This is a genomic window from Paraburkholderia rhizosphaerae (assembly GCF_004366595.1).
Taxonomy (GTDB): Bacteria; Pseudomonadota; Gammaproteobacteria; order Burkholderiales; family Burkholderiaceae; genus Paraburkholderia; species Paraburkholderia rhizosphaerae.
In genome coordinates, this window is the sequence record NZ_SORE01000005.1 from 348,079 (window position 1) to 365,367 (window position 17,289).

19 protein-coding genes and 2 pseudogenes are annotated in these 17,289 nt (G+C 59.8%); 17 read left to right on the forward strand and 4 right to left on the reverse strand.

What is annotated here, in order from left to right; all coding sequences use genetic code 11:
• Window positions 1-29: 29 nt before the first annotated feature.
• Complete coding sequence (locus tag BX592_RS09245) at window positions 30-413, reverse strand: hypothetical protein (RefSeq protein WP_134191347.1); 384 nt, start codon at window positions 411-413, stop codon at window positions 30-32.
• Between the two features lie 252 nt (window positions 414-665).
• On the opposite strand from BX592_RS09245, the gene BX592_RS09250 reads away from it, so the two are divergent.
• Both BX592_RS09250 and BX592_RS09255 read left to right on the forward strand, forming a co-directional pair.
• Window positions 666-1,103, forward strand: coding sequence for an Hsp20/alpha crystallin family protein (locus BX592_RS09250; protein WP_134191348.1), 438 nt, complete (start codon window positions 666-668; stop codon window positions 1,101-1,103).
• Between the two features lie 12 nt (window positions 1,104-1,115).
• Complete coding sequence (locus tag BX592_RS09255) at window positions 1,116-1,523, forward strand: Hsp20/alpha crystallin family protein (RefSeq protein WP_134191409.1); 408 nt, start codon at window positions 1,116-1,118, stop codon at window positions 1,521-1,523.
• Window positions 1,524-1,811: 288 nt separating this feature from the next.
• Here the strand turns inward: BX592_RS09255 and BX592_RS09260 are convergent, their stop codons facing one another.
• Together BX592_RS09260 and BX592_RS09265 are read right to left on the reverse strand one after the other, a co-directional pair.
• Window positions 1,812-2,009, reverse strand: coding sequence for a ribbon-helix-helix protein, CopG family (locus BX592_RS09260; protein ID WP_134191349.1), 198 nt, complete (start codon window positions 2,007-2,009; stop codon window positions 1,812-1,814).
• A gap of 176 nt (window positions 2,010-2,185) precedes the next feature.
• Window positions 2,186-2,632, reverse strand: a complete 447-nt coding sequence (locus tag BX592_RS09265) for a hypothetical protein (RefSeq protein ID WP_134191350.1) — start codon at window positions 2,630-2,632, stop codon at window positions 2,186-2,188.
• 522 nt (window positions 2,633-3,154) lie between these two features.
• Here BX592_RS09265 and hyfB point away from each other — a divergent pair.
• The 8 genes and pseudogenes from hyfB to BX592_RS09305 all read left to right on the forward strand — a co-directional run.
• A complete protein-coding gene (gene hyfB / locus BX592_RS09270; protein ID WP_134191351.1) occupies window positions 3,155-5,164 on the forward strand; it encodes a hydrogenase 4 subunit B in 2,010 nt (669 codons plus the stop codon).
• The gene (locus BX592_RS09275; protein ID WP_134191352.1) at window positions 5,161-6,111 is read left to right on the forward strand and encodes a respiratory chain complex I subunit 1 family protein; all 951 of its coding nucleotides are present in this window, start codon (window positions 5,161-5,163) and stop codon (window positions 6,109-6,111) included. The genes hyfB and BX592_RS09275 overlap by 4 nt, the downstream gene beginning before the upstream one ends.
• Window positions 6,111-6,770: a formate hydrogenlyase gene (locus BX592_RS09280; protein WP_134191411.1), complete on the forward strand. Its 660-nt coding sequence runs from the start codon at window positions 6,111-6,113 to the stop codon at window positions 6,768-6,770. Before BX592_RS09275 ends, BX592_RS09280 begins: the two co-directional genes overlap by 1 nt.
• Window positions 6,763-8,223 (forward strand): hydrogenase 4 subunit F, encoded by a 1,461-nt coding sequence (locus BX592_RS09285; RefSeq protein WP_134191353.1) that lies wholly within the window; start codon window positions 6,763-6,765, stop codon window positions 8,221-8,223. The genes BX592_RS09280 and BX592_RS09285 overlap by 8 nt, the downstream gene beginning before the upstream one ends.
• Window positions 8,224-8,226: 3 nt before the next feature.
• The gene (locus BX592_RS09290; protein WP_134191354.1) at window positions 8,227-9,792 is read left to right on the forward strand and encodes a hydrogenase large subunit; all 1,566 of its coding nucleotides are present in this window, start codon (window positions 8,227-8,229) and stop codon (window positions 9,790-9,792) included.
• Complete coding sequence (locus BX592_RS09295) at window positions 9,792-10,319, forward strand: NADH-quinone oxidoreductase subunit B family protein (protein WP_134191355.1); 528 nt, start codon at window positions 9,792-9,794, stop codon at window positions 10,317-10,319. Before BX592_RS09290 ends, BX592_RS09295 begins: the two co-directional genes overlap by 1 nt.
• Before the next feature lie 81 nt (window positions 10,320-10,400).
• A complete protein-coding gene (locus tag BX592_RS09300) occupies window positions 10,401-10,715 on the forward strand; it encodes a hypothetical protein (RefSeq protein ID WP_134191356.1) in 315 nt (104 codons plus the stop codon).
• 406 nt (window positions 10,716-11,121) lie between these two features.
• Window positions 11,122-11,773, forward strand: a pseudogene (locus BX592_RS09305) (transposase); the annotation flags it as partial.
• Between the two features lie 230 nt (window positions 11,774-12,003).
• On the opposite strand, the gene BX592_RS09310 reads toward BX592_RS09305, so the two are convergent.
• Complete coding sequence (locus BX592_RS09310; protein ID WP_134191357.1) at window positions 12,004-12,864, reverse strand: MBL fold metallo-hydrolase; 861 nt, start codon at window positions 12,862-12,864, stop codon at window positions 12,004-12,006.
• 86 nt (window positions 12,865-12,950) lie between these two features.
• On the opposite strand from BX592_RS09310, the gene BX592_RS09315 reads away from it, so the two are divergent.
• The 7 genes and pseudogenes from BX592_RS09315 to BX592_RS09345 all read left to right on the forward strand — a co-directional run bounded on the left by BX592_RS09315 (window position 12,951) and on the right by BX592_RS09345 (window position 17,220).
• Window positions 12,951-13,268: an ArsR/SmtB family transcription factor gene (locus tag BX592_RS09315; protein ID WP_134191358.1), complete on the forward strand. Its 318-nt coding sequence runs from the start codon at window positions 12,951-12,953 to the stop codon at window positions 13,266-13,268.
• A gap of 15 nt (window positions 13,269-13,283) precedes the next feature.
• Window positions 13,284-13,718: a YeeE/YedE family protein gene (locus BX592_RS09320; protein ID WP_134191359.1), complete on the forward strand. Its 435-nt coding sequence runs from the start codon at window positions 13,284-13,286 to the stop codon at window positions 13,716-13,718.
• A gap of 1 nt (window position 13,719) precedes the next feature.
• Window positions 13,720-14,151 (forward strand): YeeE/YedE family protein, encoded by a 432-nt coding sequence (locus tag BX592_RS09325; RefSeq protein WP_134191360.1) that lies wholly within the window; start codon window positions 13,720-13,722, stop codon window positions 14,149-14,151.
• A gap of 62 nt (window positions 14,152-14,213) precedes the next feature.
• Window positions 14,214-15,032, forward strand: a complete 819-nt coding sequence (locus BX592_RS09330) for a sulfite exporter TauE/SafE family protein (RefSeq protein WP_134191361.1) — start codon at window positions 14,214-14,216, stop codon at window positions 15,030-15,032.
• Window positions 15,033-15,245: 213 nt separating this feature from the next.
• Window positions 15,246-15,326 (forward strand): annotated as a pseudogene (locus tag BX592_RS34350) (aspartate carbamoyltransferase); the annotation flags it as partial.
• 564 nt (window positions 15,327-15,890) lie between these two features.
• On the forward strand, window positions 15,891-16,439 hold the full coding sequence (locus tag BX592_RS09340) for a cytochrome b (protein ID WP_134191362.1): 549 nt from the start codon (window positions 15,891-15,893) through the stop codon (window positions 16,437-16,439).
• Window positions 16,440-16,677: 238 nt separating this feature from the next.
• A complete protein-coding gene (locus BX592_RS09345; protein ID WP_134191363.1) occupies window positions 16,678-17,220 on the forward strand; it encodes a response regulator in 543 nt (180 codons plus the stop codon).
• Window positions 17,221-17,289 lie beyond the last annotated feature (69 nt).

A 17,289-nucleotide genomic window follows, 5' to 3' on the forward strand; every position in this document is an offset into this window, starting at 1 on the left:
ACAAACATTCCCGCGCCCATCGCGTCGGACTACTGCAGCGGCGGAATGACGCCCGCTTTTTCCGCTAACGTGCGTTCGTAAACCCCGAAATGCAGGTCCACTTCCTCCTGGGTGACAGCATGCACGAGGACGTTCACCTGCTGAGGCAGCAGTCCCATCACCGTCGAGATTGCGCTCTCCAGCTGGGGGGCGCAAAGCCTGTCTTCGGCCAATGTCGTTCCGATCGTGATGTCGTAGACCTTTTCCTGCCGGAAGACTATTTCGACGATGCGAGCCCGTGCGCTCATGTTGTTGTCGACTGCAAGGCGCGCCACTTCGGCCAGTTGCCGCAGTACTTCGGTCGGAAAGCCTTTCGTCGAACGCAATCTGATCCGGTGTTTGCCCAGCGTTTTCCAGTCGGTGTCGAATTCCATGGCGTCTCTCCTGGAAGAATTTCTGCGCCGAGAGTATGGGCGGCGGTCGATTCTTCAAGAGCAAAAATGCGCGGCGCCACCTCTTGAAATTCTCACGCGCTCTCCTATTTTTGTTTTCGCTCAGGCAGCGGTTCGCGACGCGCGTTGTCCGCGGACGCTGTGTGTTTCAACCTTGATTGTCCCGGCACGGGGGCAACCGGACTGAAGCGCGTACGCCGGTTCGTTTCCCTGCCTATACAGGAGCAAGCGACCATGAGTGATCTTTACTTCGGGACCGACCTCTTTGGCGAATTGGACAGGCTGCAGCGGCAGATGTCGGGTCTGTTCGGCAGCTTCCCGTCCAGTCTTCGTTCAAGCCGGTTAGGCACCTTTCCTCAGATCAACATTGGCACGACCGACAGTGCAATCGAGATTGTCGCGTTTGCGCCGGGCATCGATCCGTCGAAGCTCGACGTGTCAATTGACAAGGGCCTGCTGTCGATCTCCGGCGAGCGGTCCGCGCAGCAGCCGTTGCCCGAAGGCGCGCGCCAGTATGCGCAGGAACGCTTTAGCGGCGCGTTCCGGCGGGTTATCGAGCTGCCGCAGCAGGCGGATCCCGACAACGTGCAGGCGCGCTATGTCGACGGATGCCTGCTGATTTCCGTGGGCAAACGCGAGGCGTCGAAACCTCGTGCCATTACCGTTCAGTGAAGAGGTGACATGATGAGCGACAACATGCAAATCGCCCAGCACGACCCGCACGCGATGACGCGTGCGGAGTCGGAGGAAGCGCGTCGGCGCATTACGCTGACGCCGGCAGTGGACATCGTCGAAGACGCGCATTCCGTTACGGTGTGGGCCGACCTGCCCGGCGTGCCGAAGGATAAGCTGGACATCCGGGTGCACGACGGCAGTTTGACTATCGATGCCGAATCGGTCGTTCCTGTGACGCACAACCTGCGGCTCTCGCATGCGGAAATACGGGCGCCCTATTTTTCGCGCCGGTTCACGGTCAGCGAAGACTTCGACACGTCCCGAATCGAAGCCGCATTGAAGGACGGTGTCCTGAAGTTGACCATTCCGCGCCGTGACGAGGCAAAGCCGCGGCGCATCGAGGTCAGTGTCGGCTGAAGTCCGATGCCTGGTATTCCGGCTGTCGGCCCCGCATCCGACAGCCGGAGATCGGGCATCCTGGCGGATGGTGCGATCGGTCTGTTAGCCGGGACGCGCGTTGGCTTTCTCACGGTAACGGACATTAGCGTCGGGACCGCCTCTTCTTCGGCTTCGGTGGCGTGAGCGCGGCGGTCCAAAAGCGGCGGTTCCTCGTTTTGCCGCTGCCGACGCATGCGCTCTCGCTGAGCCTGCTGCCTTATTTGCAGCGCTCAACCACATGCTGAGGAAAGGATTCTTTTTGATCCCTCAGGCGGTCTTCCTGCGAGGACGCGGGCTGACCGTGCTCCGGGTCTTGTAAGTGACACCGTGTTGTTCGAGATACTCGCGGATCAGTTGGCGCACCACCTGGGAGGGTGTCAGATCCTGTGACGCGCACAGTTTTTCGAACGCCTCCTTCTTCACCGGATCGATTAGCACCGTCAGCCGGGCAGTTTTCGTTTCCATGTCAGCAGCAGATTCCGAGTATGTTAATCCAATTATAATACACCGTCTGAAAACCTCATGCCACGGCTGCCTGGATGTCGCGCGCCGGATCGCGAAAGGCTGGCGAGTGCGACATGCTCGCAACGAGCGGGTTTCACCAGAACCCGTTGATTCCATGAGGCAGCGTTCGGCACGGATCAATGCAGGCATCGTCCGATGATCTTCGCGAAGAATGCACGCAGGAGTTCGTCCCACGTCTCGTCGAGCAACGTCACGTCGGTCGTCGCATTCGGTTGCATGCCGTTGTCCAGGTATATCGCGCGCAGCGATTTTGTATGGATCGGCTTACGGAAGAACCGGCCACCTTCATCGAGGAACAGGCATTCTTTCTGGCGATATCGGGCCGCACGTATCGACGCGGCGTCGAAAACATGGCGTACCGATTCCTTCGGATAGACGAAGATGACATTGATGCCGCACGCCTCGAGACGGTCGCAGGCATCGGCGAACCGGTACAGCATCTGAAAACCGCGTTCACCAGCCCTCCCGACACCGACCACAGCCAAACCGCGGACGCCCACCACATCGCGCACGTGGCGATATAGATGGTTGTGCGACATCAGGGGAGCGGAGACGTCAATCATGTTGCCCTCCTTTGCCAGGCATAGGCATGCCCGTTGTCGATGGTCGCAGATACCTTCATTCGGATTCTCCCATCCGGTTACCATCGGAATATAAATAAATGATAACGACATTATCATAATATGTGTGTTGTGCATACCGGAAGAGAGGGAGCGGCGATTGCGGCCATACGGTGCTTCGCGCTCGCGCTGACGGGGGCTTTCACCTCCACGGGATCAATATCATCCCTGTATGGATTGCCGTGAATAAAGCTGCTAGGATGATAACGGCATTACCATGTTCTGATAATTGCATGATCTTGCTGGTAGACCCTTATGATTCTGCGACCACGAGGCAAACGGAGGCTACGCTGGATGCTGCCTGCATCCAGGTGGGAAACTTATCGTCCCTGGGCTCGCCTGGCAGCGGAATGTAAAGCGGTAAGCGCTGTACCAGCTCAGTGGTGCATGAACCGCGTCTCCACCCGATTGGGCGCTGCGTCCTGCGCCGGCAACCGGTAGACGGCAGAAAGAGAACCGGACGCAATGGGGCATCTATCCATACTCCAGGGGATCCTGCTCATCGTTGCGGGCTGGCTTGCGCTTGCTGTCCTCGGACTGGCGGGTTTGCGGCGGACCGGGTGTGTCGCCCGGGTCCTGTTTCCGGCTGGAGCAGTGTGTGGGCTGCTTCTTGGCGTACTCGGTGTGACGGGTGTCTTCCACGGTCCAGAGGAAGCTGTCGTGCCGCTCGGACTTCCTGGACTACCGTTTCACGTCAGGCTGGATGGGCTGTCTGCCTATTTTCTCGCGGTGCTGGGGATGGTCACCGCCGGTGTCAGCGCGTTTTCGGCGGGCTATTTTCGCAAGGGCGAGGGGACACCGCCGGGGCTGCTTTGCTTCGGATATCACTTATGCATCGCGAGCCTTGCAATCGTCCTGGTCGCTGACGATGCGTATCTGTTCATGGTTGCATGGGAAACGGTGTCGCTGACCGCTGCGTTTCTTGTGATGAGCAACCATCGCGTGCCTGAAACGCGGCATGCGGCCTATCTGTACCTCCTGATATCGCACGTCGGTGCGCTTGCGCTGCTGCTGTGTTTCGGCCTGTTGCAAGCGAAAAGCGGTGACTACACGTTTTCCGGTATGCGTGCGCAACATCTGGACGCGTTCTGGGCATCGTTCGCTTTTGTGCTGGCGCTGTTCGGCTTCGGCACAAAAGCGGGGATTTTCCCGTTGCACGTGTGGTTGCCCGAGGCGCATCCGGCAGCACCGTCGCCGGTGTCGGCGCTGATGAGCGGATTCGTGCTGAAGGCTGGACTCTACGGCGTGCTGCGCACCGTATTCGACCTGCTGCACCTGCAGATCGCATGGTGGGGGGTCGTGATGCTCATGCTCGGCCTCTTTACCGCACTGTCAGGCGTCGTATTCAGCGCTATCCAGACCGATATGAAACGGCTGCTCGCGTATTCATCCATCGACAACATCGGCCTGATGTTCGTCAGCATGGGTCTCGCGATCCTGTTTCGCGCGTATGGTATGTCCGCGCTTGCGGCACTATCGCTCACCGCGCTGCTCTATCAGATCGCGAGCCACGCTGCCTTCAAGAGCCTGCTATTCGTCGCGACCGGTTCCGTTTTGCACGCTACCGGCGAACGCAATCTCGGACGTTTGGGCGGCTTGATGCGCTTTATGCCGTGGACTGCATGGGCAGCGTTGCTCGGCGCACTGTCGAGTGCAGGCCTGCCGCCACTGAGCGGCTTTGTGTCCGAATGGCTGTTGCTGCAAAGCTTCCTGTTCACACCGGGGCTGCCCAATTCTTTCCTGAACATGATCGTGCCGGTGGTTGCGGCGCTGATCGCGCTGGTTGCCGCTCTCGCCGGTTATACGATGGTGAAGTTCTTCGGCATAATTTTTCTCGGTCAGCCCCGCGAAGCGAAGCTTGCCGCCGCGCACGATGCGAGTCCGTGGGAGCGCACGGGCTTTGCGTGGCTCGCGGCGATGTGCGTGCTGCTCGGCTTATTGCCGGTGCAGTTCGCCGCAGTGCTTGATCGCGTGACTCAAGCACTTATCGGCGCAGGAATCGGCCAGGCTGTCGCGCGCAATGGCTGGCTGCTGCTCGCGCCCGTCAACGTCGAGCGCGCGAGCTACATGCCGGTGGTGTTCCTGATGTTCTTCCTCGGTGGCTGCGCGCTTGCGTGGATACTGGTGCGGCGCTTCTATCATGGCCGGCTGCGCAAGGCAATTCCGTGGGCGTGCGGGCATCCCTTCGTCAACGCAAGGATGCAGGATACGGCCGAGGGGTTCGGCCAGCCGATCCGCGAAATCTTCGCGCCGCTCTTCAGAATTGAACGGCAGTTGCCTTCTCCGTTCGACACGCAACCGGTCTATCGCGTCGTCGTAACCGACCGGACCTGGACACTGCTGTACGCATCGATCGAATGTGCGGTCCGGCGTGTCGGCACATGGGCCGGGCTGCTGCAGACAGGACGCATCGCCATTTATCTGATGTACAGCTTTGTCGTGCTTATCGTCCTGCTGGTACTGGTAACAAGATGATGACGCTATCCGGACTGCTCTCCCAGGCGCTCGAAGTCGTACTTGCACTGTCGGCCGCGCCTTTGCTCACAGGCTGGATCAACATGTGCCGCGCATGGCTGCAAAACCGCCGCGCGCCGTCGATCTGGCAGCCGTACCGGACGCTGCATAAGCTGTTCAACAAGGAATCGGTCGTTGCCGTTCATGCGAGCCCGATCTTCCGTGGCGCGCCCTACGTGGTCTGGGCATGCATGACGCTTGCGGCTGCTATCGTGCCGACGCTGTCGACCGATCTGCCAATGTCGCCCGCGGCCGATGCGATTGCGCTTGTCGGGCTGTTCGCGCTCGCGCGTGTCACGCTGTCGCTTGCCGCGATGGATGTCGGCACCGCGTTCGGAACGCTGGGCGCGCGTCGCGAGATGCTGATCGGGTTTCTCGCCGAACCGGCGCTGCTGATGGTCCTGTTTTCCGCATCGCTGATTACGCATTCGACCTTGCTCACGCAAATCGTCAACACGCTGAGCCGTGAGCAACTCGCGATCTATCCAAGCCTTGCGTTTGCCGGCATTGCTTTCACGATGGTATCGCTTGCTGAAAACGCCCGGTTGCCTGTCGATAACCCCGCCACGCATCTCGAATTGACGATGATTCACGAGGCGCTGATCCTTGAATACTCGGGGCGCCATCTCGCGCTGATGGAATGGGCCGCGAGTCTCAAGCTGTTCGTCTATTCGTGCATCGGACTCGCGCTGTTCGTGCCTTGGGGCATTGCCGAAGCAGGCAATCCCCGCGCGCTGCTGTTCGCGATTCCTGTGCTTTGCATGAAGTTGCTGGTTGGCGGCGCGGCGCTCGCTGTCATCGAGGCGCTGAACGCGAAGATGCGTATTTTCCGGGTGCCGGAGTTTCTCGCGACGGCGTTCCTGCTCGCCGTCATCGGCATGCTCGTCCACTTTCTGCTGGGGGCATGATGCACGGGCTAGCCACGCAGATCATCAATCTGCTCGCCGCGGTCTTGCTGATGCTGTCGTTTGCGATGCTCAGCCAGCGCCGGATCCTGTCGCTGATTCACCTCTATACGCTACAAGGCCTCACGCTCGTGTTCGCGAACATCGTGCTCGGGTACGTCACCGCGGATATCCAACTGTATGTGTCAGCTCTTCTCACGCTCGTGCTGAAGGTCGGCGTGATTCCGTGGATTCTCTACCGACTCGTGCGGCGGCTCAATGTGAAGACGGATGTCGAACCGCTCATCAACATTCCGACGACGCTGCTGATCGGCATCGCGCTCGTCGTCGTCGCGTTTAACGTTGCGGCGCCAATCAGTCAGCTTGCGTCGTCGGTGGCTCGCGGCGCGCTCGGCATTGCGCTCGCCTGCGTGCTGCTGTCGTTCATGATGATGATTACACGCGCCAAGGCGATTCCGCAGGTCATCGGTTTCCTGTCGATGGAAAACGGCCTCTTTTTCGCTGCCGCGACGGCGACCAACGGGATGCCGATGATTGTAGAGCTCGGTATCGGTCTCGACGTGCTGGTGGGCATCCTGATTCTCGGCATCTTCATGTTTCAGATCCGCGAGCAGTTCGACAGCCTCGACATTCACCACCTCGAAAAGCTCAAAGATGATTGATGACTGGCTCCTGCCGCTGGTTTTCGTCATTCCGCTCGTGGCCGGCGGATGCCTGGCGCTGGTCGGACAACATCGTCTCGCGCCGGAGCTGAACATCGCGTTCAGTTTCCTGACGCTCGTCGCGGCCGTATTGCTGGCTGCGCGTACGGTCGAACTCGGACCGGCGTTCGCGTTCGGCAAACTCTTCTTCGTCGATCCGCTGAACGTGTTCCTCGTCGCGCTGACTGCGTTCGTTGGCTGGACCACGTCTGTTTTCTCGCGGCCGTACATGCGCATCGAACGCGACCGCGGCAAGATGACCGGCGCGCGCATGCGCCTCTATCACAGCATGTATCAGTTGTTCGTGTTCGCGATGCTGCTTGCGCTGCTCACCAACAACATGGGCATCCTGTGGGTCGCGATGGAGGCGGCCACGCTCGCGACCGTGCTGCTCGTGGGCGTGTATCGGACCGCCGCGAGCCTCGAAGCCGCATGGAAATATTTCATCCTGTGTGGTGTCGGCATCGCGCAGGCCCTGTTCGGCACGATCCTTCTCTATCTCGCCGCAAGCCGGGAACTGGCCGGCGGCGACGCGCTGCTCTGGACCAGCCTGAATGCGCTGAAGGGCGCGCTCGATCCGACCATCGTATCGCTCGCATTCGTATTCCTGCTGATTGGCTACGGGACGAAGGTCGGCCTCGTGCCGATGCACAACTGGCTGCCCGATGCGCATGCCGAAGGGCCGACGCCTATTTCGGCCGTGCTGTCCGGCTTGCTGCTCAACGTCGCGCTCTACGCGGTGCTTCGTTGCAAGGTGCTCGCCGACGGTGCGCTGCAGAACGGTTTGCCCGGGCGCCTGCTGGTCGGTTTCGGGCTGGTGTCGGTGATGGTCGCGACGTTTTCGCTGCTGCGCCAGAAGGACGTCAAGCGGTTGTTCTCATATTCGTCGATTGAGCACATGGGGCTGATGACGTTCGCGTTCGGAATCGGCGGCCCTGGGGCAACCTTCGCCGGCCTGTTGCACATGACCGTCCATTCGCTGGTGAAATCGGCGATCTTCTTTGCGGTCGGCCATGCGGCACAGAAGGTTCGTACGCAATTGATCGACGATATCCGCGGGCTGCTTGCGGTGAGTCCGACCATCGGATGGGGCATGATGCTCGGCGCACTCGCCATTGTCGGCATGCCGCCATTCGGTGTCTTCGCCAGCGAGTTTCTGATCCTGACGAATGCAATGAGGGAACTGCCGTGGACCGCGCCTTTCCTGCTGCTTGCGCTGGCAGTCGCGTTCGCGGCGATCTTCTCGCGCGTGCAGCACATGGTCTTCGGCAGCACGACTGCGACGGTACTGGAGCATTCGCCAGCACCTTTACCGGTGTTCGTGCATCTGGCGCTCGGACTGATGTTGGGACTCTATATTCCGCCCTATCTCGCCACGTGGTACCGGCAGGCAGCGGCGATGATAGCGGGGTGATACATGCGCATCGATGCACTCGGGCTTGACGGAATCGAACGGCTGTCAAGCGCTGCCAGGACGGCGACGGCATTTTTCACACGTAGCGATGCGACGGTGTGGGTCCGCACGGCCATCGCAATCCGTGAGCATGGTGGACGGCTGATTTCGCTGTGGGGCGCACAAGAGCCGGTTGGCACGTTCTCGATCCGCGCGGCCTACGCGTTCGAGGACGGGTTGCTGTGGGTGCAATTGCCGGCCGATGCCGATGCATCTCGCGGCGCAGACGGCTATCCCGATCTGTCTGTCATCTTCCCATGTGCGTCGCGGATGCAGCGGGCCGTTTTCGACCTGCATGGCGTGCGCGCGATCGGCACTGCGGACACGAGGCCGTGGCTCAATCATGGCAACTGGCCGACCGACTATTTCCCGCTGCAAACGCAGTCGTCAGGACATGAGCGCTTCGAGTCTCACGAGGCGGATTACCCGTTTGTGCGGGTTGAAGGTGACGGCGTGCATGAGATCGCGGTTGGGCCGATTCACGCAGGCATCATCGAGCCGGGCCATTTTCGCTTCTCGGTTGTTGGCGAAAAAGTGTTGCGTCTTGAAGAGCGGCTCGGCTACGCGCACCGCGGCGTCGAGCGGCTTTTCGAAGAGACGCCGCTGCTGGCCGGCCATCGCCTCGCCGGACGCGTCGCCGGCGACTCGTCGGTCGCGTTCTCCTGGGCATACTGCATGGCACTGGAAAATGCGCTGGGCGTCGCTGTCCCGCAGCGCGCGCAGTGGTTAAGAGGATTGATGCTCGAGCGGGAGCGCGTTGCCAATCATCTTGGCGATCTCGGTGCGCTCGGCAACGATGCCGGATTCGCAATCGGCCTCGCGCAGTTCTCGAGGCTCAAGGAGGACTGGTTGCGCCTTAACGGCCGGATATTCGGCCACCGCTATCTGATGGACCGGATCGTACCGGGCGGCGTTGCGCACGACATCGAGCGGGATGCGATCGAAGCCGTACGCGAACAATGCCGGCGGATCGAAACCGAGGTTCGGGTGATGCAGCGCATTTACGACGAGCAGTCCGGGTTGCAGGACCGCTTTGCGGGCACTGGCAAGCTCACGGAGAAAGTGGTCGCGCATTTCAGTGTTTGCGGGCTGGTTGCGCGAGCGAGCGGAGTGCGGGCGGATGTGCGGGTCGACCATCCTTACGCGCCGTATGACGAAGTGCGCACACAAATCGTCTGGGACGCACGGGGCGATGTCGCGGCGCGTGTCGCAGTACGCTTCAACGAGATCTACGAATCGCTGCGCCTGATCGAGGCGCTGCTCTCCCGCTTGCCCGGCGGCGATGTTCTTTCACCAATCGATGCCGATGCCGCGCCGTCTCGCGGCATCGGCTGGATCGAGGGCTGGCGCGGAGAGATATTCGTCGCGCTCGAAACCGGCGAGAACGGGACAATCAGGCGGTGCCACTGTCACGATCCTTCCTGGCAGAACTGGCCTGCGCTCGAACACGCGATCATCGGCAACATCGTTCCAGATTTCCCACTGATCAACAAGTCGTTCAACCTCAATTACGCTGGACACGACCTCTGATGTGGCAACTTCTCAAACAGTATGCAAGAACGCATACACCGGCTGAGGCCATCCCGGAACTCGATGGCTCGTGGCAAACCGAGAGCCGGGATATCCGGCAGGAGATCCTCGATGTGCTCGGCCGCGCGCTATGCATCCGGCAGATCGATGCCGGTTCATGCAACGGATGCGAACTGGAAATCCATGCGCTTAACAATCCTTACTACAACATCGAAGGTCTCGGTATCCGTTTTGTCGCCAGTCCTCGCCATGCCGACATGCTGCTGGTGACGGGACCGTTAACGCTGAACATGAGTGAGGCGGTGCGGCGCGCGTGGGAAGCCACGCCTGACCCGAAGCTGGTCGTGGCCACAGGCGATTGCGCGTGCACGGGCGGCCTCTTCAGGGATAGCTACGCGGTATGCGGGCCGCTGTCGAGGTTGCTTCCGGTCGATGTGTACATACCTGGCTGCCCACCTGCGCCGGTCGACCTGCTCAGAGGCATTCTGACTGCGCTGCGTGCGAAGCGCCCAACATCGGCGCTCTGACTGGCAAGGGAGGCAATCCTGGACCGACCGAAGCAAGTTTGCGGGGTACTGGTGCGAAGGGCGTGGCCGCAACTTGCCACCATGGCCGGGTTCGTGCTCGCAACCGGCCTGCGTTTCCCGGTCTGGTTTATCGTCGTCTCGGTCGTGGTTATCGGTGTGGCGGTAAGGCAGTTCGCTCGACGCATCGTTGAACAGCAGCCACCCGCGCATCGTGAACCAACCATAGGTCTCGCCCTGATCGGTGCCGGGCTGGCATCCATTGCTCTAACAATGAAATGGTGGTTTGTGGAAAGACAGATGCAGCTTGCGCCTGGAACGCTACTGAATCTGGCCGGCCACGCCGAGGCAGCATCCGGCCGGGCACTGGTTGCGTGGATGAGTGTGCTGACCCAGTAGGGTTCTGGTGTGATCTTTCTCATCATCACTGTGGTCTGGGCACTGGCCGGCGACGAGGGAAAGTAGGTGGGAGCTCGAGCGAACCATGCGCGGAGTCGGCTGTCCGGATATGTTTTGAATGATTTTCTTGAATTGCTATGAGGCCTGTCAGGTTTGTTCTCAGTTACACGGCCGTCCCGCTGGTTGCAATCGTAGCGGTTGTGGTCTGGATGAAATCCCATACTGCGGTAGAAATCGATGCGCGACAATACGCATCGTTCTCGGCGTCATACGCAGGTTTTCCGCCGGACCTCAGGCGTGACATTGCACGCGCGATGAAGTCTGGGAAGATAAGCGTGAGCTTCCCCTGAAACTTCGCCTTCCAGCCGGTCGTGTATAAACTCGACGGAAAGGAAGGGAATCAGGGATGTTTAAAGTACCGAAACAAGCGTACACGGCGGAGTTCAAGGTGGCCGCTGTCCAGCGGGTCAAGGAAGGCCAGGGCTTCGGCGTGGTGGCCCGGGAACTGGGCATGTCGGAGCAGACGCTTCGCAACTGGGTGAAGGCGGAGGCGTCGGGCAAGCTGGGTGGAGCTGGAGCGAAGCCAGTCACGCCGGAACAGATGGAACTGTCGCGTCTGCGAGCGGAGAACAAGCGCCTGCAAATGGAGCTTGAGATCGCAAAAAAAGCGGCAGCATACTTCGCGAAGGACCTGCTGTGAGGTATGCCTGGATCGACCAGCAGGTCGGGCGATATCCGCTGTTGTCGCTGTGCCGGGTGGTGTCGGTTAGTGTGAACGGTTATCGCGCGTGGAAGCGCGGCGGCAAACCGGGACGAACGCGACTGACGGACACGCAATTGCTGAGGCTGATTCGGGCGGTGCACGCCGAGGTCAAGGGTGCCTACGGTTCGCCGCGGATGACCGGAGAAATCCGTGATCGCGGCTTTCCGGTCAGCGTATGACGGCCGATCTCGTGACGGACGCACTGACGATGGCCTGGTTTCGGCGCCGCCCCACGCCAGGCGCGCTGTGCCATTCGGATAGAGGCAGTCAGTACGCGAGTCACGAATTCCAGCGCTAGCTGGCTGCTTACGGCATGCGCTGCTCGATGAGTCGAAAAGGACCTCCATCATTGTTTTATGTAACCCGCTTCGGCGAGTTTGTATTTGCTGCGTTGTCCGACGCAGTCTGCTAAACCCAGTACCGTTGAATTCGCTTCAGGACGGTGGCGCCTCGTCCTGCAGGGACCTGAGCAGTTCGAACATAGCGCTCGCGCCGCTAGCGAGCCGGAACTGCATAGCCTTCTTGTCAGAGCGCGTTCAGCGGAATCTTCAGATAGCGGATGCCGTTTTCCTCGGCGGGTGGAAATTCCCCGGCCCGTATGTTCACCTGCACAGACGGAAGAATAAGAACGGGCATCGCAAGTGTTGCGTCGCGAGCTTCGCGCATACTGACGAACTGCTCTTCCGTTACGCCGTCGTGCACATGGATGTTATGCGTACGCTGAGCGAGCACCGTGGTTTCCCATCTTGGCTCCCGGCCCTCGGGTGGATAATCGTGGCACATGAAAAGCCGGGTGTCGGCCGGCAGGTCCAGCAGCTTTCGAATCGACCCGTACAGCGTGTGCGCATTACCGCCGGGGAAGTCGCAACGCGCTGTGCCGACGTCCGGCATAAAAAGCGTGTCACCCACGAAGACCGCATCGCTAAGCTGGTACGCCGTATCCGCAGGAGTATGACCCGGCACATACAGCGCCTTTGCTGTCATGGTGCCGATGGAAAACTCCTCGTCTTCGCGGAACAGATGGTCGAACTGGGAGCCGTCAAGGCGGAATTCAGGCTCCAGATTGAACAGCTTCTTGAAGACGCCCTGAACGGTGCGAATGTGCTCTCCAATCGCAATCCTGCCGCCAAGCTCGCCGCGCAAATAATGTCCTGCCGACAAGTGGTCGGCATGCGCGTGCGTTTCCAGAATCCACTGCACCCGCAGGCCGAGCTGGCGAACGAACTCGATGACCTTGTCAGCATTCGCCGTTGAAGTGCGTCCTGCCTTGGGGTCGTAGTCAAGGACCGGGTCAATGACTGCACATTCCCGATGCCCGGACTGAAACACCACGTAAGTCACCGTGCCGGTGACCGGGTCGAAGAACGGCTGAACGATGGGCTGCATCCTGACCTCCTTAGATGTTATTCATTCTATTCACAAACAATATATAATACAATATAATGTGTGTATATAAATTATAGGGTGATGAGATGAGGAAGAAGTCCGTCCCAATCGACCTGTCGGTGATGCAGGCATCGGCAGAGAAAGCCTGTGCGCTACTGAAGGTGCTGGCCAATCCCGACCGGTTGCTTCTGATGTGTCAGTTGTCGCAGGGCGAGTTATGTGTGAGCGACCTTGAGGAACAGTTGGGCATACGCCAGCCCACGCTCTCCCAACAACTCGGCGTGCTTCGCGATAACGAACTCGTGGCGACACGGCGGGAAGGAAAGAGCATCTTCTATTCCATCGCAAGCAAGGAAGCGATTGGGGTCATGAACGTGCTGTACGACCAGTTTTGCGCCCAATGAAGGTGAGGAGGGGGTATGTCGATTGATATCGCGAGTTTTACGCCGGGCCTGTCATTGACTGGCGGTCTGGTGATTGGCGCCGCGGCTGCCGTGCTTGTTTTATTCACCGGACGTATAGCTGGCATCAGCGGCATCCTCGGTGGCCTGCTGGGCACGCCTCAGAAAGATGCGGCATGGCGTGTCGCGTTTCTCGCAGGGTTGATTGGGGCGCCTGTGCTGGCAAGCCTGCTCGGGAATCCGGTAGCGCCTGATATTCAGGCGGGGTGGGGCGAAATACTTGTCGCGGGCTTTCTGGTTGGCATCGGCACGCGTTACGCGAGCGGTTGCACAAGCGGTCATGGTGTCTGCGGCATCTCGCGGGGGTCCATCCGGTCACTTGTCGCAACGGCAACGTTTATGGCAAGCGGCTTTCTGACCGTGTTCGTGTCCAGACATCTGCTGGGAGGTTGAAATGGGTTTGCTCGCTGCTTTAATTTCCGGGCTTCTGTTTGGCGTCGGCCTGATGGTCTCCGGCATGGCCAATCCAGCGAAGGTGCTGGGATTTCTCGACCTGGCGGGACGGTGGGACCCGTCACTGGCATTCGTGATGGCCGGGGCGATAGCCGTTGGCTCTATCGCGTTCCTGTTTGCAAAACGCCGCAAAAAATCCCTGCTAGGGCTGCCCATGCAGATTCCGGCCAACTCATCCGTGACCTTCAGACTGGTTCTGGGAAGCGCGGTGTTCGGCGTCGGCTGGGGGCTTGCAGGATTTTGTCCGGGCCCCGCGCTGGTCGCGTTCGGCGCTGGTTTTCCGAAGGCGTGGGGTTTTGTGGTCGCAATGCTCGGCGGCATGATGGTGTTCGAGTTCATCGAGCGCGCGAAATTGAGCCGACAGCAGGCCTGACCCGCTGCGCACTGGCTGGTGGGCCGTGCGCGCAAATCCGGCCGTTTTTATGGGGCAGAGGGATGGACAGCATGACTGCAGTCAGTATGTTCCTGGGAGGTGTTGTCGGCCTGATTCTGGCGCTGACGGGTGCTGGCGGTGCTATCGTGGCAGTGCCTTTGCTGCTCTTCGTACTTCACCTGAACGTGGCCGAGGCTGCGCCGCTAGCCTTACTTGCGGTCGGCCTATCGGCGGGAATGGGGGCAATCATCGGGCTGCGTGCAGGTATCGTCCGTTATCGGGCTGCGGGTTTTATTGCCTTAACCGGTATCCTTAGTTCGCCGGTAGGACTGTGGCTCGCACACCGGTTACCGAACGGCCCCCTGGCTCTTCTGTTTGCGGCGGTGCTCGCCTTCGTGGCGGCTCGCATGTTCGTGCAGGCGCGCGGGTCGGACGCGAACGCATCAGCAGGCTCCCGGCACGTGCCCCCGTGCCAGCTCGACGTCGACTCCGGCAGATTCCTCTGGACCGGCCCGTGCGCCCGAGCGTTGGCACTATCCGGCATCGGAGCCGGATTTCTTTCGGGTCTGCTGGGCGTGGGTGGGGGCTTCGTCATTGTGCCCGCGCTAAGGCGCGCGACGAACGCACCGATGCATGCCATCGTGGCGACTTCGCTGACCATCATTACGCTCATATCGGTATCAGGCGTCGTGTCGACTGCGCTTGAGGGGCGAATGAACTGGCGCGTCGGCGTGCCGTTTGCGGCGGGGGCGCTATTTGGCATGCTTGGTGGTCGACTCATCGCCCGGCATCTGAGCGGGTCCCGGTTGCAGCAGGGCTTCGGCGTGTTCGCGGGAGTCATCGCGATTGGTATGACTGTGAAAGTCGTGCTTGCGGCGTAGGTCCCGGCCGACTTTTGGCACCGACGGCCAAGGGTCGCCACACCCCGATGCTTGCCGCAACGGTCGGTAGCAAAACGACTCGTCAGGCTCCTTTTGCAAGAGGTCACCGCATCATCACCAATGCAGGAGGTCGGCGTGAATTCCGGCGACACCCCGAATCGTGAGGGCGTAGCATGCTGTGTCCCGACCAGCCTGCATCGTAGGGCTCAGGCTGACCCGAATCTCGTATCGTCACTGCACGCATGGTTCGATGCGCAGCTTTCGGACCACGGTGCTGATGCGATGGATGGGCATATTGCTGCTGCCACATCATGTTGTTCATCATCTCCTGCTGCATCCGCAGGTAACCCATCCTTAAAGCACGCGCTAATTTCTTTAGCCCAGTGCGTAAATCACCTGCTTTCGACGGTCGATATCGTTACAGCTAGGATGACGGGCGCCGGAATGCAAAGGCGAGCCTCCTTAAGCGGACAATCCGCCTCTGATTGCGAACGGGTTTGAGGATGGTCGCTGCTTGTCGGCGTGCCCGCGAACGTAGCCGCTTTTAATTCAGGTCGGGCGGACATCTGTTTAGGGCTCACGGGCTACGTGAGAACAACATATTCGTGAACCCGTTAAGCCACCGTTAAGCGTTAAGAGCGCAATATCGGGTGTCCGTAGCGTATCGCCAATGAGAATCGAGGACGGTTCCGCAATCTCATGACAGGGCGATACTCATCGGCTGCATCTCGTGCATTTCGCCGTGACTATCGGCCAGCCGCCCGGTTGGATTTCTTCCCGGTCTGCGAGCGGGCAGGCCAATTTCTGTGGAACTCCCGACCCGGCGCCCCCCATTTCCTTGTTTCGAATATTCGAGCTATGAATACTCAAAGCGCTGTAAGTTTCCGGGACGCATCTGACCGGTATGATGTTCGGTCTCGACTTCTCCACTGGCTAAGCGTCATGCTGCTTATCGCCCAGTTTAGCCTCGGCTGGCTAATGCCGGACGCCGATTCGATGAAGACACCGACTGGTTTTGCTGCTTGGCATGTGGGCGTTGGAACGTCACTGCTGGCCGTATTCGCAGCAAGGCTTGCATGGGCTGCTTTGCGTCGGCCGCCAGAACCGGTTGACCAGCATGGTGCTCTCCGATTTTTGGCGACAGCGGTTCATCTTTCGCTTTACACCCTTCTGTTAATCGTTCCGATTCTTGGATGGTTGAATGCAAGCGGTCGAGGCTGGATTGTCAAATTGGCCGGTGTATGGGATATGCCACAGCTTGTGACGCCAGAATCATTGGGTGCGTCCATAGGAGAATGGCACAGCGCAAGCGCCACGGCTCTTCTAATACTGATTGGATTGCACGTGTTTGCTGTGCTTGTGCATCAAATCGGATTCAAGGACCGCCTGCTTCGACGCATGCTGTAGGCGCCACGATAAATTGCTTCGAAGCCTGATGAAATTCCGGTCTCTCGCTGATGGTTCTCGCCGTTGTATCTGGCGGAGTGGTCCGCATGTCTGAGCCCCTGCGTCCTATGGCAGAGTTGCTGTCGCATCCCCGGAAATTTCTGCGTTAAGTGTTTGCTAGACAGTTTGCGCGCATCTTCCGACATCCGCATAAGAAATCTAGCGCGTGATGCACACTCTTATGTCGACGAGGCTACGCATGCGCTTACTAATAGTCGAAGACGACGTCATGATTGCCGAGAGCGTTCTGGACGCATTGAAGGGTTTCGGACATGCCGTCGATTGGGCAGAAGATGGGCGGGCGGGGGAGCTGGCGCTCGGAAACGACGTGTACGACCTCGTCCTGCTGGACCTGGGGTTGCCCAAGCTCGACGGCCTGACTGTGTTGAGAGAGTATCGCGCGACATATACGGTCACTCGCTACAATGATTCCAAGGGCCGCGTTGGGATTGACAACGGACATTCGGTGGATCGTGCCGGAGCGATCACTCACGGCCTGTTCATGTTGGCTCGTACTTGCGGGAGAAAAAAAATGAATCGAGTCACGCGAGAAACGCCGTTGCCGGCGCCAATGCTAGGTCGTTGGGTAGACGCTGATGACCCGTCTTCGGAGTTGGTTGTCGTTGGCGGAGAGATAACTTGCTACGGAGCGTTGGTCGACTACGATCACAAGGAGGTTTCGAATGAGGGGGGCGCGCTGATCGTCAACCTCAGGGGAACCTGTCCGCATTTTTGTGGGTGAGGCGGTTAAAGGAATCGTTAGCCGCGCGCCTGCGTGAATCGATCGCCAAACAGAATAGCAAACTGATTC